Genomic DNA, 13605 nt, shown 5'->3' with positions numbered 1-13605 from the left:
TCTCGTCAGAACCGCGACTGCAAGGCCAGCTCGAACGAGCGCGGCGCCCCGAGGAACAGCATGTCGCTGCTGGCCCAGCTGGCGTACACCTCATCGGTGAGGTTGCGCGCGCGCAGCGTCAGACGGCTGTCGGCGTCGACCCGATAGCTGACGAAGGCGCCGTACAAGGTATAGGCAGGCGCCTTCAACTGATTCGCCGCATCGGCATACACGGAGGCGACGTAGCGGCTGTCGACGCCGACCTGCCAGCGTGGCGCCAGGTCATAGGTCAGCCACAGGTTGGCCACCTGGTCCGGCACGTTGGTCGGCGTATTGCCCTTGCGTGATACCGACTGGCCGGCGACGTTCTCGTTGAACGCGTCGTACTGGGCATCGAGCCAGGCCAGGTTGGCCTCGGCCAGCAGGCGCGGCGTGACCCGCAGCGCCGCGGCGATTTCCAGCCCGAGGGTAGACTGCTTGCCGACCGCCAGTGTCTGCCCGGGGTTCGCGGGGTCGCGCGTGGCCAGGTTCTCCCGCTCGATCCGGTAGGCCGCCAGCGTTGCCGACCCTCGTCCGGCGAGAAAGTCGAACTTGCTGCCCACCTCCAGCTGCCGCCCTTTGGTCAGGTCGAAATCCTGCACCTGGCTGAGGCCCGCCGTGGTCAGGATGCCAGCGGGCGGGTCGGCCGCCGTGCTGTATTGCACGTAGACGTTGGCCGCCGGGGTGAGCGCGTAGATCAAGCCCACTCGCCCGGTGGTCGGCTCGTATTCGCGGGAGAAGAACGCCGGGTTGCTCGCCGTGGCGGCCTGGTGGTTGGTGACCTCCAGATCGATGCGGTCGTGACGCAGCCCGCTGAGCAGCGACAGGCGCTCCGTCAGTTGCAGGCGGTTCTCGACGAACAGTGCCCAGGTATCGACCTGATTGGTGCGCTGCCGGGCATAACCGGGGCTCATCCCCGGCAGGTCGAAGAAATTCCCCGGAGTGAAGTGCTCGGCATCGACCACGTCGAAGGGGCCGGACACCGAGCGGGGGTAGCGCGTTTGAACATTGTGGCTGTAGTCGACACCCACCGCCCATTCGCTCGACAGCCCGAACAGCCCGTGCTGATGGCGCAGCTCCAGGCGATTGCCGTTGAGCTCCTGATCATGACGTTGCAGCAGGGCGTTGCTGCGCTGCACCTGGCTGTTGCTGGCATCGGTATAGGCGTAAGTCTCGAGGTTGCGGTACTCACGCCGGGCGTTGTAGTGGTACAGCGTATTGAGTACGCGGGTCGCGTCGCTGAAGCGGTACTCGGTCACGGAGCGCAACCAGCGCACGCGCTGCTCGTAGCGCCCGTCCTCCACGTTGTAGTTCTCGAAACGCCGACTCTCGTCCACCTTGAGATCGCCCGTGCGCCCCTTCAGCACCGGGCTGCCCCAGTACGGGCTGTCGACTTTCTCCTCCTGGTATTCCAGCGCCAGGGTGTGAGACAGCTGCTCGGTGAAATCCGTCAGCAGCGAGAACGCACTGGTCCAGGCCTCGCGCTGTTCCCGGTCGACGTAGCCGTTGCTGGCGCTGCGGCTGACATCCAGACGCACGTGGTTGTAGTCGCCCAGCGGCTGATTGAAGCCGTAGGCCAGCTCGTTGCTGTCGAACGAGCCATAGCGGATTCGCCCCTCGCTGAAGGCTTCGTCACGGCTGGCCAGCTTGGTCACGTAGTTGAGCGAGCCACCCACCGCGCCAGCGCCATTGAGAAAGCCGGATGCACCACCCACGGCCTCGACACGCTCATAGATCCAGCCATCCACGGGACGCGCGGCAATCGCGTCGTACTGCACGGTGATGCCATTGAACATCTGCGTCACCTGGCTTCCGCTGAAGCCACGCCAGGAAACCGCCCCCGCAAAGCCAGGTGGAGCCGCGGCAACCACACCCGGCACGCCCATGAGCATCTGCTGCGTGTTCTCGGCGCCGCGCCGCTCGATCTGCTCGCGGCTCACCACGCTGACCGAAGCCGGCGTCTCCCGCGGTGTGAGGCCGAGACGCGAGGCACTCTCGGCCGTTACGTCGAGGGAAAGCGCCGAGGCGGGCGCGGCGGCGGCACGGACCTCGGAGTCGGGGAGCGTGACGGCCTGCTCGGCCCACAGCATGGGGGAACACGTGCACAACAATACCGCGCTCGATGCGCGGGAGAACGACTTGGACATAGCCTGTTGTTTTCCTGAAAACCAGAACGACAGCGCCGGCCAGACAAGGCCGCAGCGCATGCAACGCAGGAGTGGCGCGGATCAGGAAAGGGGTGAGGCGCGGGGGTTGGCCGATGGCCAGAGGTAGCGGATGGTGCGGGGGATGTGCAGTGTCAGCAGCGGCCTTGCGCGGTCGCTGGCGAGCAGCCCCAGCAAGCCGAAGAAGGCGGCGAGAATGATCGCCGTGAACAGGCTGCCCAGTGCACAGCCCGTGCCGGTCGCGGGGTTCGGCGGGACGATGCCGGAGCCGTCGAGGTCGGCGCCCGCACCGAAGTTGCCATCGAAGGAGCAGTACTGGCCATCCAGGCCACTGAGCTGCATGCCGGCCATCTGACCGTGACTGATCGCGCAGACGAACGCACCGAACAGAATGCTGAAGTACAGCACCCAGGCGGTCAGTGAGCGGTCTTTGCGAGCCAGTTTCATGGGGCGCGACTCTAAACAGAGGATGTCAGCACGACACTGCGGTGCGTTGCCGCAGGCATTTGCTGCGGGAGTCTAGCAGAGGCCGCCGCGACTATCGCGCGCGCCCTCAACACGCTTGCCAGGGCGCTGCGTCCAGCAACCGCCGGCAACGCAACTGCACGAACTCGCGCAGCAGGTGCACGGCCTTGCTCAGCTGTGCGCGATGGGCACACACGAGATACAGCGGCGTCGCCTCGCCGAGCCAGCCTGGCAGCAGCACCTGCAGCCGGCCCTCGCGCACATCCTCGGCGACGTCCAGCCAGGACTTGTACACCACGCCCTGCCCGGCGATGGCCCAGCGGCGGGTGACATCGGCATCGTCGCAGACCCGGTCGCCGCTGACGTGCAGGACGCTTTCGCGCTTGCCGTCGTGAAAGCGCCAGCGGTCGTGCACACGGCCGTGCAGCATGTACAGCAGGCAGTTGTGCTGATGCAGCTCCTCCACCGTCCGTGGCGCCCCGTGACGGGCCAGATAGGCCGGTGAGGCGCAGAGCACGCGGCGGTTGTCGGGAGCCACGGGCAGCGCCACCAGGCTGGAGTCTTCCGGCGCGCCATAGCGCAGGGCGATGTCCACGGGCTCGCGAAACAGGTCGGCCACTCGGTCGGCCAGCAGCAGACGCAGTTGCAGCTGCGGGTGCTCGCCCTGGAACTCGTCGAGCCAGGGCAGCAACGTGTTGCGCCCGAGGTCGGACGGCGCCGACAGCTGCAGCACACCGCGAATGCCCTCCTGGCTGCCGGCCAGCTGCTGGCGCCCCTCCTCCAGGCTCTGCAGCGCCAGGCGCGCATGCACCAGGTACAGCTCGCCCTCGGGCGTCAGGCGCAGGCTGCGTGTGGAGCGCGCCAGCAGGCGCACCTGCAGTTGCTGCTCCAGGCGTTTCAGCGCGGCGCTGGCGACCGCCGGCGATACGTCCAGCACCCGGGCGGCGGCGGACAGGCTGCCGGTCTCGGCAGTGCGAACGAACAGGTGCAGATCATCGAGACGCAGCATGGCAGCCCAACTTTCAAAAAAATAATGAAAGAGACTCTACTAGCAGCTTCTTTTTCTCGCCACACGAATAAACGAGCATGCACCTGTACCGCCAACGGAGCGCCCCGATGCCTACCCCAGTCACCCTCATCGCCACGATCAACAGCCTGCCGGGCCACGCCGAGGCCGTGGCCGCCGGCCTGCAGGCGCTGGTCGTCGCCAGCAACGCCGAAGCCGGCTGCCAGCGCTATGAGCTGCACGGCAACCCGGCCAACCCGCAGCAGTTCGTGATGCTCGAACAATGGCGCGATGACGCCGCCCTCGAGCTGCACCGCAATGCGCCGCACTTCCAGCATTTCACCCAGACCTTCGCTGCACGGCTCGCCAGCATCGAGCTGCTGCCCCTGCAGCGTCTTGCCTGAACCACCGAGAGACCCCTCATGAAAGCCGTCGCCTACTACCAACCCCTCCCCGCCGAACACCCCGAAGCCCTGCAGGACGTGCAACTGGCCGAGCCGGTACCCGGCCCGCGCGACCTGCTGGTCGAGGTCCGCGCCATTTCGGTCAACCCGGTCGACACCAAGATCCGTCAGGGCGTCACGCCAGCGGACGGCGCCGCCAAGGTGCTCGGCTGGGACGCCAGCGGCGTGGTCAAGGCCGTGGGCAGCGAGGTCAGCCTGTTCCAGCCGGGCGACCGGGTGTTCTACGCCGGCGCCATCGACCGGGCCGGCGCCAACAGCGAGCTGCATGTGGTCGACGAGCGCATCGTCGGTCATATGCCCAGCAGCCTGTCCTTCGCCGACGCGGCGGCCCTGCCGCTGACCGCGATCACCGCCTGGGAACTGCTGTTCGAACGCCTGCAGATCAGCGAAGGCTCGGCCAACCAGAACCAGACCCTGCTGATCGTCGGTGCCGCCGGAGGCGTCGGCTCGATCCTCACCCAGCTGGCTCGCCGCCTGACCGGCCTGACCGTGATCGGCACCGCATCGCGCGCGCAGACCCAGGCCTGGGTGCGCGAACTGGGTGCCCATCACGTGATCGACCACAGCAAGCCGCTGAGCGAGGAACTGGCGCGCATCGGCGTCGGCCAGGTGACCCACGTCGCCAGCCTGACCCAGACCGAGCAGCACTACGAGCAACTGATCGAGGCGCTGGAGCCCCAGGGCCGCCTGGCGCTGATCGACGACCCCGTGCAGCCGCTGGACGTGATGAAGCTCAAGCGCAAGAGCCTGTCGCTGCACTGGGAGCTGATGTTCACCCGCTCGCTGTACCAGACCGAGGACATGATCGAGCAGCACCGCCTGCTGGAGCGCGTGTCCAGCCTGGTCGACAGTGGCGTGCTGCGCACCACCCTGGGCGAGCACTTCGGCCGCATCGACGCCGCCAACCTGCGCCGCGCCCATGCCTTGCTTGAAAGTGGCAAGGCCAGGGGCAAGATCGTCCTCGAAGGGTTCTGAGCGACGCCAGACAACCGCCCCGGTGCGCCTGGCGCGACCGGGCAGCGGTTATTCAGCCGGGCACGGCCAAGCCTTGATCCACGTCAGCAAACAGTCATGTGATGGGACTAGCATGACCTCTCCTGCCACAAGCCTCAGCTCAGGAGATGGTCAGCATGAACATTCTCGTTCAACCGCACGCTCAAGGCGGCGCCTGCCTCTGGCAGGTACGCCTGGACCAGCATTGCGTGAGTTTTCGCAGTGAAGAGGAAGCACGCCAGTTCGTCGCCAAGCTGGAAGCCCGGCTGCGCGCACCGCACAAGTTGCCGGACCTGCCCGCATACCGCCAGGCGAGTTGAGCCTCAGCTGCGCCGCAGGGCCGGGCTGAGCAGCATGTGCATCAGCGTGTCGATCAGCGCAGGGGCCTGCACGACCAGGTCGAAGTTGGGGACCAGCAGCCAGTTGGCCTCGATGCCTTCCATATAGGCATGCAGGCAAACGGCCGCACGTTCGCAGTCCAGGTCCTCCGGTAGCTGGCCCTTGTTCACGGCATTGCTCAGGGCCTTGGCGATGCGCTGGTCGCATTCGATGCTGAGTGCCTGCAAGCGTTCGCGCAGGTCGACCAGCTCTCCGGTGTACTCGCATTTGTAACGCAGGATGTCATGGGCACGGCGTGTCTGCTCATCCTCGGCCAGGCGGGTAAGGGCCTTTATCAGCAGTTCGCGCATGCATCCGAGGGGGTCCGGTTCGTCCTCGCTCTCGGTGGCGCGAGCCAATTCCTCGAGCGGTAGACGCAGGCGCTCGAGCATGGCCTGAAACAGGTCTATCTTGTTCTCGAAGTGCCAGTAGATGGCGCCACGACTGACTCCAGCCTCCTTGGCCACCTCCGCCAGGGACGCACGGGAAACGCCCTGGGCATGGAACACCCGCTCGGCCGCGTCGAGTATCTGGACGCGTGTCGCCTGCGCTTCCTCTTTGGTTCTTCTGGCCATCTGTCTACCTGCATTTCTGTTGCCGTTACCCCCGACTCAGGGAGGACAAACGAGAGTATGCAGGCAGGTTTAGGCATTTACAAACATTCACGTATGTAAGTATATTCTCGACCTACCCCCTTGCCTTCGCCCCTCTTTGCCCTCCGGGTACTGATTTCAATTAAAACGAGGTTTCTTCAGATGCACACGAAGCCAGCCTTCGCCGCCTTGGTTTCCGCCGTCGCTTTGGCTCTGCTCAGCCTCACCGGCTGCCAGGAAGACAGCGCACCACAAGCTCAACAAGCCCCTCAGGTCGGTGTGGTTACCCTGCAACCTCAACCTTTTGCGCTGACCACCGAAGTGCCGGGCCGCACCTCGGCCTATCGCATCGCCGAAGTCCGTCCGCAGGTCAACGGCATCATCCAGAAACGCCTGTTCACCGAAGGCAGTGAAGTCAAGGCCGGCCAGCAGCTGTACCAGATCGACCCGGCCATGTACGAGGCCGCGTACAAGAGCGCCCAGGCCACGCAGATTTCCGCCAAGTCGCTGGCCGATCGCTACAAGCTGCTGGTCGCCGACAAGGCCGTCAGCCAGCAGGCCTATGACGAGGCTCGCGCCGCCGGCCTGCAGGCCGACGCCGCGCTGGAACAGGCACGCATCGACCTGCGCTACACCAAGGTACTGGCACCGATCAGCGGCCGCATCGGCCGTTCCGGCGTGACCGAGGGCGCACTGGTCACCAGTGGCCAGACCATGGCCATGGCCACCATCCAGCAACTCGACCCGATCTACGTCGACGTCACCCAGTCGAGCAAGGAATTGCTCCGCCTGCGCGCCGACCTCGCCGCGGGCCGCCTGCAGAAAGCCGGCGACAACTCGGCCAAGGTGCAGCTGGTGCTGGAAGACGGCAGCCACTACGCCCACGAAGGTACCCTGGAGTTTTCCGAAGTGGCCGTCGACGAAGGCACCGGCTCGGTGACCCTGCGCGCAGTGTTCCCCAACCCCGACCACCTGCTGCTGCCGGGCATGTTCGTGCACGCCGAGCTGCAAGCAGGGATCAAGCAACAGGCGATTCTCGCACCGCAGCAAGGCATCACCCGTAACCAGCGCGGCGAACCGACCGCCCTGGTGGTCAACGCCGAGAACAAGGTCGAGCAGCGCGTACTCAAGGCCAGCCGCACCGTCGGCAGCGCCTGGCTGGTCGAGGATGGCCTCGACGAAGGCGACCGCCTGATCACCGAGGGCCTGCAGTTCGTGCAGCCTGGTATCGAGGTCAAGGCCGTACCGGCGGGCAACGTCACGACCGAGCAGAAGGCAGACGATGCCAAGCCAGGCAACGGCCAGGGCTGAACGGAGAACTACTGAATGTCCAAATTCTTCATCGACCGGCCCATCTTCGCCTGGGTGATCGCCCTGGTGATCATGCTCGCCGGTGGCCTGTCCATCCTCAAGCTGCCGATCAACCAGTACCCGAGCATCGCCCCGCCTGCGGTGTCGATCTCGGTCAGCTACCCGGGCGCCTCGGCGCAGACGGTGCAGGACACCGTGGTGCAGGTCATCGAGCAACAGCTCAACGGCATCGACGGCCTGCGCTACGTCAGCTCGGCGAGCAACTCCGACGGCAGCATGGAAATCGTCGTGACCTTCGAACAGGGGGTCAACCCTGACATCGCCCAGGTTCAGGTGCAGAACAAGCTGCAGTTGGCCACGCCGCTGCTGCCGCAGGAAGTGCAGCAGCAGGGTATCCGCGTGACCAAGGCGGTGAAGAACTTCCTCATGGTGATCGGGGTGGTATCCACCAACGGCAGCATGACCCGCGAAGACCTCTCCGACTACATCGTTTCCAACCTGCAGGACCCGATCTCGCGGACCAAGGGCGTCGGCGACTTCCAGGTGTTCGGTGCCCAGTACGCCATGCGTATCTGGCTCGACCCGGCCAAGCTCAACAGCTTCCAGCTGACACCGGTCGACGTGCGCAGCGCCATCCAGGCGCAGAACGTGCAGATATCCTCCGGCCAGTTCGGCGGCCTGCCCGCCGCACCGGGCAATCAGCTCAACGCCACCATCATCGGCAAGACCCGTCTGCAGACCCCGGAAGAGTTCCGCAACATTCTGCTCAAGGTGCAGACCGATGGTTCTCAGGTACGCCTGGGTGACGTGGCCAAGGTCGAGCTCGGCGGCGAGAACTACGCCATCAACGCCCAGTACAACGGCCTGCCGGCCTCCGGTCTGGCAATCAAGCTGGCCACCGGGGCCAACGCCCTGGATACCGCCAAGGCGGTGCGCGAGACCATCGACAACCTCAAGCCGTTCTTCCCGGCCGGCATGGAAGTGGTGTTCCCCTACGACACCACGCCGGTGATCTCGGCCTCCATCGAAGGGGTGGTGCAGACCCTGTTCGAAGCCATCGTGCTGGTGTTCCTGGTGATGTTCCTGTTCCTGCAGAACCTGCGGGCGACGATCATCCCGACCATGGCGGTGCCGGTGGTCCTGCTGGGTACCTTCGGTGTGCTGGCGGCATTCGGCTTCTCGATCAACACCCTGACCATGTTCGCCATGGTCCTGGCCATCGGCCTGCTGGTGGACGACGCCATCGTGGTGGTGGAGAACGTCGAGCGGGTGATGCGCGAGGACGGCCTGTCGGCCCGGGACGCCACGCGCAAATCCATGGGGCAGATCCAGGGCGCGCTGGTCGGTATTGCCCTGGTGCTGTCGGCGGTGTTCCTGCCGATGGCCTTCTTCGGCGGCTCCACCGGGGTGATCTACCGGCAGTTCTCCATCACCATCGTCTCGGCCATGACCCTGTCGGTGCTGGTGGCGCTGATCTTCACCCCGGCGCTGTGCGCCACCCTGCTCAAGCCCATCGACGGTGATCACCACGAGGCCAAGGGCGGCTTCTTCGGCTGGTTCAACCGTACCTTCGAGCGCGGCACCGAGACCTACCAGCGCGGCGTGGCGGCGATGCTCAAGCGCAAGCTGCCGTACCTGCTGCTGTATCTGGTGATCGTCGCCATCATGGCGTGGATGTTCTCGCGCATCCCCACCGCCTTCCTTCCGGAAGAAGACCAGGGCGTGCTGTTCGCCCAGGTGCAGACCCCGGCCGGTTCCAGTGCCGAGCGCACCCAGGTGGTGGTCGATGACATGCGCAAGTACCTGCTCGAGGACGAAGACGCCGTGGTCAAATCGGTGTTCACCGTGACCGGCTTCAACTTCGCCGGCCGTGGCCAGAGCTCGGGTATGGCCTTCATCATGCTCAAGCCCTGGGGCGAACGTCCCGGCGCGGAGAATGGCGTCGCCGCCCTGGCGCATCGCGCGCAGATGCACTTCTTCAGCTTCCGCGATGCCCTGGTGTTCGCCTTCGCCCCACCGGCGGTGATGGAGATGGGTAACGCCACCGGCTTCAACCTGTTCCTTCAGGATCAGGCGGGCGTCGGCCATGAGGTGCTCAACCAGGCCCGTGACAAGTTCATCCAGCTGGCCAACAAGCACCCGGTACTCAGCAGCGTGCGGGCCAACGGCCTGCGTGACGAGCCGCAGTACCAGTTGCTGATCGACGACGAACGCGCCAGCGCGCTGGGTCTGTCGCTGGCAGACATCAACAGCACCCTGTCGATTGCCTGGGGCGCCAGCTACGTCAATGACTTCATCGACCGCGGTCGCGTGAAGAAGGTGTACCTGCAGGGCACCGCCGAGTCGCGCATGAGCCCGGAAGACCTGAACAAATGGTACATCCGCAACGATCAGGGGCAGATGGTGCCGTTCAGCGCGTTCGCCAGTGGCGAGTGGACCTACGGCCCACCCAAGCTGTCGCGCTACAACGGTGTTTCCGCAGTGGAGATTCTCGGTGCGCCGGCCCCCGGCTTCAGCACTGGTGACGCCATGGCTACGGTCGAGGAAATCGCCTCGCAACTGCCGGAAGGTGTCGGCTTCGCCTGGACCGGCCTGTCCTACGAGGAGCGCCTGGCCGGTTCGCAGACCACCGCGCTGTTCGTGATTTCGGCGATCGTGGTGTTCCTCTGCCTGGCCGCGCTGTACGAGAGCTGGTCGATCCCGTTCTCGGTGATGCTGGTGGTGCCGCTGGGGATCATCGGTGCGCTGCTGTTCACCGAGCTGCGCGACCTGTCCAACGACGTGTTCTTCAAGGTCGGCCTGCTCACCACCATCGGTCTGTCGGCGCGTAACGCGATCCTCATCGTCGAGTTCGCCAAGGCGCAGTACGAGCAGGGCATGGGCCTCGCCGAGGCGGCCATCGAAGCCTGCCGGATGCGTCTGCGCCCGATCGTGATGACCTCACTGGCGTTCATCCTCGGCTGTCTGCCGCTGGCCATCGCCAGTGGCGCCGGTGCCGGCAGCAAGCACGCCATCGGTACCGGGGTGATCGGCGGGATGATCAGTGCCCTGGTGCTGGCGATCTTCTGGATTCCGCTGTTCTACGTCGTGGTCTGCTCGCTGTTCGAGAAGAAAAAGCAGCCGGCCGATAACAACGAGAAGGAGGTACTGCAATGAGGCAGTCCCTGTTGTCCCTGGCCGTCGCCACTGCCCTGCTCAGTGGCTGCAGCTTGATTCCCGACTATGAGCGCCCGGACGCCCCGGTCGCGGCCGACTGGCCGCAGGGCGAGGCCTACGGCAGCGCGGCCAGCGAAGGCAGCCGCGCCGCCGCCGACCTGCAATGGCGCGAGTTCTTCCGTGACCCGGCCCTGCAGCGGCTGGTGCAACTGGCACTGGAGAACAATCGTGACCTGCGTGTCGCGGCGCTGAACGTCGAAGCCTACCGCGCGCTGTATCGCATCCAGCGCGCCGACCTGCTGCCCTCGGTGTCCGCCGACGGCAGCGGCACGCGCCAGCGCCTGCCGGGTGACCTGAGTCAGACCGGCGAGGCCCGCACCTCCGGGCAATACAGCGCGACACTGGGCGTCAATGCCTGGGAACTGGACTTCTTCGGGCGTATCCGCAGCCTCAGCGAGCAGGCCCTGCAGCAGTACCTGGCCACCGAGCAGGCCGCGCGTAGCACGCAGATCAGCCTGGTCGCCAGCGTCGCCACCGCCTACCTGCAGTGGCAGGCCGACCAGGCCCTGCTGCAGCTGACCCAGGACACCCTGAAGACCTACGAAGACAGCTACCGCCTGACGCAGCGCAGCTTCGACGTCGGTGTCGCCGACGCCCTGGCCCTGAGCCAGGCACGCAGCGCGGTGGACAGCGCCCGCGTCAGCCTGGCGCAGTACCAGCGCCTGGTCGCCCAGGACCGCAACGCCCTGACCCAGCTGCTCGGCACCGGTCTGCCTGAGGAGCTGCCACAAGGGCTGGCGCTGGACGCCGATCTGCTGGAACAGGTGCCTGCGGGTCTGCCTGCCGACCTGCTGCAGCGTCGCCCCGACCTGCTGCAGGCCGAGTACCAGCTCAAGGCTGCCAATGCCAACATCGGCGCGGCGCGTGCGGCGTTCTTCCCGAGCATCAGCCTGACCGCCAACGCCGGCACGGCCAGCAGCCAGCTGTCCGGCCTGTTCGACGGTGGTTCGGGCACCTGGCTGTTCCAGCCGCAGATCAGCCTGCCGATCTTCAACGCCGGCCGTCTGCGCGCCAACCTCGACTACGCCGAGCTGCAGAGCGACATCAGCGTCGCGCAGTACGAGAAAGCCATCCAGGTGGCCTTCCAGGAGGTCGCCGACCGCCTGGCGGCGCGGACCACCTACCGCCAGCAACTGGACGCCCAGCGCGCCCTGCTGGAAACCACCGAGACCTACTACGAACTGGCCGAACGTCGCTACCGCACCGGTGTGGACAGCTACCTGACCCTGCTCGACGCCCAGCGCCAACTGTTCGCCGTGCGCCAGCAGCTGATCGGTGACCGCCTGGCCCAGCTGAGCAGCGAAGTGGAGCTGTACAAGGCCCTGGGTGGTGGCTGGAGCCCCGCCGCACAAGATTGATCGCGCGTCACCCGCATCAAGGACGACCTTATCCAACGCGCCGCCCCCGCAGTCTTTGCGGGGGCGTTTTTTTGCCGAAGCGCTTGGGGCTCAGCGCAACTGCGCCAGCAGCTGCGCGCAATCCTGCGCATGCAGCTCGGTCAGCTCCGGCCAGGGGTTGTCCGGCAGGTTGACCAGCACACCGCGAGCACCTGCAGCCTGGGCGCACTCCAGGTCGAAGCGGTAATCCCCCACCATCACCAGGTCCTGCGCGGCCACGGCCCAGCGCTGCGCCAGGTGCAGCAGGCCACCCGGGTGCGGCTTGGGCGGGGCTTCGTCACGGCCGAGAATATCCGCCCTGGCAAAGCAGTCATCGAGACCGATGGCCTGCAGCGTCAGCAAGGCCAGCTCATGGGCATTGCGGGTGAGGATACCCAGCTGGCAACCCCGCTCGCTCAACTCACGCACCAGTTCGATGGCACCCGGCGCCGGTCGTGACGCCACGGCCAGCTCACGCTCGTGCTCGAGCAGCCAGGCATGCTTGGCCGCCGCCTCATCCGCCGGCAGGGCCGCCAGGTGATGGAGGATGTCGTCCTCCTCAGGAATGCCCAGCGCCCGCTTGATCGCGGGGAAATCATGCACCGCCAGGGTCAGGGTGCCGTCCATGTCGAATACCCAGTAGCGGGCCTCGCGCAGTGCCTTCACGAGCGGATCTCCTGGCTCATTTCCAGTCCTCGCGCACGCGGGTCAGGCCTTCCTGCGCGGCCGAGGCCACCAGCTCGCCCTGGCGGTTGTAGATGCTGGCGCGGGAGAAACCGCGCGCATTGCCGGCCCAGGGGCTGTCCATGGCGTACAGCAGCCAGTCGTCCATGCGCAGGTCGCGATGGAACCACAGCGAATGGTCGAGGCTGGCCACCTGCATGAACTTCTGGAACACCGACACGCCGTGGGGCTGCATGGACGTGGTGAGCAGGTTGAAGTCGCTGGCGTAGGACAGCAGGTACTTGTGCAACTGCGGGTCGGCCGGCAATTCGCCAGCGGCGCGGAACCACACGTACTTGACCGGTTCGCAGGGCTGCGGGGCAAAGGGGTTGATCAGGGTGACCGGGCGAATCTCGATGGGCTTGTCGCTGATCGCCCGTTCACGCAGGCGCTCGGGAATCATCGAGGCCACCATGCGCGCCAGTTCGGTCTCCGATTTCAGGTCTTCCGGGCCCGGCACATCGGGCATCTGGCTCTGGTGGTGAAAGCCTTCCTCGTCGTACTGGAAGGAGGCACTGCAGAAGAAGATCGGCTTGCCCTTCTGCACCGCCACCACGCGCCGGGTGCTGAAGCTGCCGCCGTCACGGGTGCGTTCGACCTGGTAGACCACCGGCAGGCTGGCATCCCCGGGGCGCAGGAAATAGCCGTGCATGGAATGCACGTGACGCGCTTCCTCGACCGTCTGGCTGGCAGCGGAAATGCACTGGCCGAGCACCTGGCCACCGAACAGCTGGCGGAATCCCAGGTCCTGGCTGCGGCCACGGAACAGGTTTTCCTCGATCTGCTCCAGGCTGAGCAGCGCGACCAGATCGTCGAGCACCTGGGTCATGGAGTGTCTCCTCATGCAGGGGGTTACGGACCGTTGCAAAACTTCCTGCGTTGGCAATACGGCGTTGA

At 65.9% G+C, this 13605-nt stretch carries 12 protein-coding genes; 6 read left to right on the top strand and 6 right to left on the bottom strand.

Translation table 11 applies throughout. The features are described from left to right. Window positions 1-5: 5 nt before the first annotated feature. The 3 genes from E4487_RS02205 to E4487_RS02195 all read right to left on the bottom strand — a co-directional run bounded on the left by E4487_RS02205 (window position 6) and on the right by E4487_RS02195 (window position 3657). Window positions 6-2165 carry a TonB-dependent siderophore receptor gene (locus tag E4487_RS02205; protein WP_175252638.1) on the bottom strand — a complete coding sequence of 720 codons (2160 nt, stop codon included), beginning with the start codon at window positions 2163-2165 and terminating at the stop codon, window positions 6-8. An 81-nt stretch (window positions 2166-2246) separates the two neighbouring features. Then, on the bottom strand, window positions 2247-2630 hold the full coding sequence (locus E4487_RS02200) for a DUF2946 domain-containing protein (protein WP_037051042.1): 384 nt from the start codon (window positions 2628-2630) through the stop codon (window positions 2247-2249). Window positions 2631-2736: 106 nt separating this feature from the next. Continuing rightward, window positions 2737-3657 (bottom strand): LysR family transcriptional regulator, encoded by a 921-nt coding sequence (locus tag E4487_RS02195; RefSeq protein ID WP_037051043.1) that lies wholly within the window; start codon window positions 3655-3657, stop codon window positions 2737-2739. Between the two features lie 107 nt (window positions 3658-3764). Between E4487_RS02195 and E4487_RS02190 the strand changes: the two genes are divergently transcribed. From E4487_RS02190 to E4487_RS02180, 3 genes are all read left to right on the top strand, one after another. Then, entirely contained in the window at window positions 3765-4058 is a 294-nt protein-coding gene (locus tag E4487_RS02190) for a putative quinol monooxygenase (protein ID WP_175252637.1), read from the top strand. An 18-nt stretch (window positions 4059-4076) separates the two neighbouring features. Then, window positions 4077-5093 (top strand): zinc-binding alcohol dehydrogenase family protein, encoded by a 1017-nt coding sequence (locus E4487_RS02185; RefSeq protein ID WP_037051048.1) that lies wholly within the window; start codon window positions 4077-4079, stop codon window positions 5091-5093. Window positions 5094-5248: 155 nt separating this feature from the next. Continuing rightward, a complete protein-coding gene (locus E4487_RS02180) occupies window positions 5249-5431 on the top strand; it encodes a hypothetical protein (protein ID WP_037051060.1) in 183 nt (60 codons plus the stop codon). A 3-nt stretch (window positions 5432-5434) separates the two neighbouring features. Here E4487_RS02180 and E4487_RS02175 read toward each other — a convergent pair whose 3' ends face one another. After that, complete coding sequence (locus tag E4487_RS02175; protein ID WP_037051049.1) at window positions 5435-6064, bottom strand: TetR family transcriptional regulator; 630 nt, start codon at window positions 6062-6064, stop codon at window positions 5435-5437. Between the two features lie 180 nt (window positions 6065-6244). Between E4487_RS02175 and E4487_RS02170 the strand changes: the two genes are divergently transcribed. The 3 genes from E4487_RS02170 to adeC are packed head-to-tail and all read left to right on the top strand — an operon-like array spanning window position 6245 to window position 11967. Continuing rightward, complete coding sequence (locus E4487_RS02170) at window positions 6245-7393, top strand: efflux RND transporter periplasmic adaptor subunit (RefSeq protein WP_037051050.1); 1149 nt, start codon at window positions 6245-6247, stop codon at window positions 7391-7393. A 15-nt stretch (window positions 7394-7408) separates the two neighbouring features. Further along, window positions 7409-10549, top strand: coding sequence for an efflux RND transporter permease subunit (locus tag E4487_RS02165; RefSeq protein ID WP_175252636.1), 3141 nt, complete (start codon window positions 7409-7411; stop codon window positions 10547-10549). After that, window positions 10546-11967, top strand: coding sequence for an AdeC/AdeK/OprM family multidrug efflux complex outer membrane factor (adeC, locus tag E4487_RS02160; RefSeq protein WP_037051767.1), 1422 nt, complete (start codon window positions 10546-10548; stop codon window positions 11965-11967). Before E4487_RS02165 ends, adeC begins: the two co-directional genes overlap by 4 nt. Window positions 11968-12057: 90 nt before the next feature. Here the strand turns inward: adeC and E4487_RS02155 are convergent, their stop codons facing one another. Then, complete coding sequence (locus E4487_RS02155) at window positions 12058-12651, bottom strand: HAD family hydrolase (RefSeq protein WP_134675703.1); 594 nt, start codon at window positions 12649-12651, stop codon at window positions 12058-12060. Between the two features lie 16 nt (window positions 12652-12667). Then, on the bottom strand, window positions 12668-13537 hold the full coding sequence (gene tesB / locus E4487_RS02150; protein ID WP_047591382.1) for an acyl-CoA thioesterase II: 870 nt from the start codon (window positions 13535-13537) through the stop codon (window positions 12668-12670). Window positions 13538-13605: the final 68 nt, after the last annotated feature.

Origin of the sequence: Pseudomonas sp. BMW13 (assembly GCF_013357275.1) — a bacterium.
In the GTDB taxonomy this organism is placed as follows: domain Bacteria; phylum Pseudomonadota; class Gammaproteobacteria; order Pseudomonadales; family Pseudomonadaceae; genus Aquipseudomonas; species Aquipseudomonas khazarica.
This window is presented reverse-complemented; position numbering and strand designations above follow the sequence as displayed.

Coding starts and splice junctions, on each gene's coding strand:
- E4487_RS02200 (WP_037051042.1), bottom strand. CDS start 2,630: ATGAAACTGGCTCGCAAAGACCGCTCACTGACCGCCTGGGTGCTGTAC.
- E4487_RS02205 (WP_175252638.1), bottom strand. CDS start 2,165: ATGTCCAAGTCGTTCTCCCGCGCATCGAGCGCGGTATTGTTGTGCACG.
- E4487_RS02185 (WP_037051048.1), top strand. CDS start 4,077: ATGAAAGCCGTCGCCTACTACCAACCCCTCCCCGCCGAACACCCCGAA.
- E4487_RS02165 (WP_175252636.1), top strand. CDS start 7,409: ATGTCCAAATTCTTCATCGACCGGCCCATCTTCGCCTGGGTGATCGCC.
- E4487_RS02195 (WP_037051043.1), bottom strand. CDS start 3,657: ATGCTGCGTCTCGATGATCTGCACCTGTTCGTTCGCACTGCCGAGACC.
- adeC (WP_037051767.1), top strand. CDS start 10,546: ATGAGGCAGTCCCTGTTGTCCCTGGCCGTCGCCACTGCCCTGCTCAGT.
- E4487_RS02180 (WP_037051060.1), top strand. CDS start 5,249: ATGAACATTCTCGTTCAACCGCACGCTCAAGGCGGCGCCTGCCTCTGG.
- tesB (WP_047591382.1), bottom strand. CDS start 13,537: ATGACCCAGGTGCTCGACGATCTGGTCGCGCTGCTCAGCCTGGAGCAG.
- E4487_RS02175 (WP_037051049.1), bottom strand. CDS start 6,064: ATGGCCAGAAGAACCAAAGAGGAAGCGCAGGCGACACGCGTCCAGATA.
- E4487_RS02170 (WP_037051050.1), top strand. CDS start 6,245: ATGCACACGAAGCCAGCCTTCGCCGCCTTGGTTTCCGCCGTCGCTTTG.
- E4487_RS02190 (WP_175252637.1), top strand. CDS start 3,765: ATGCCTACCCCAGTCACCCTCATCGCCACGATCAACAGCCTGCCGGGC.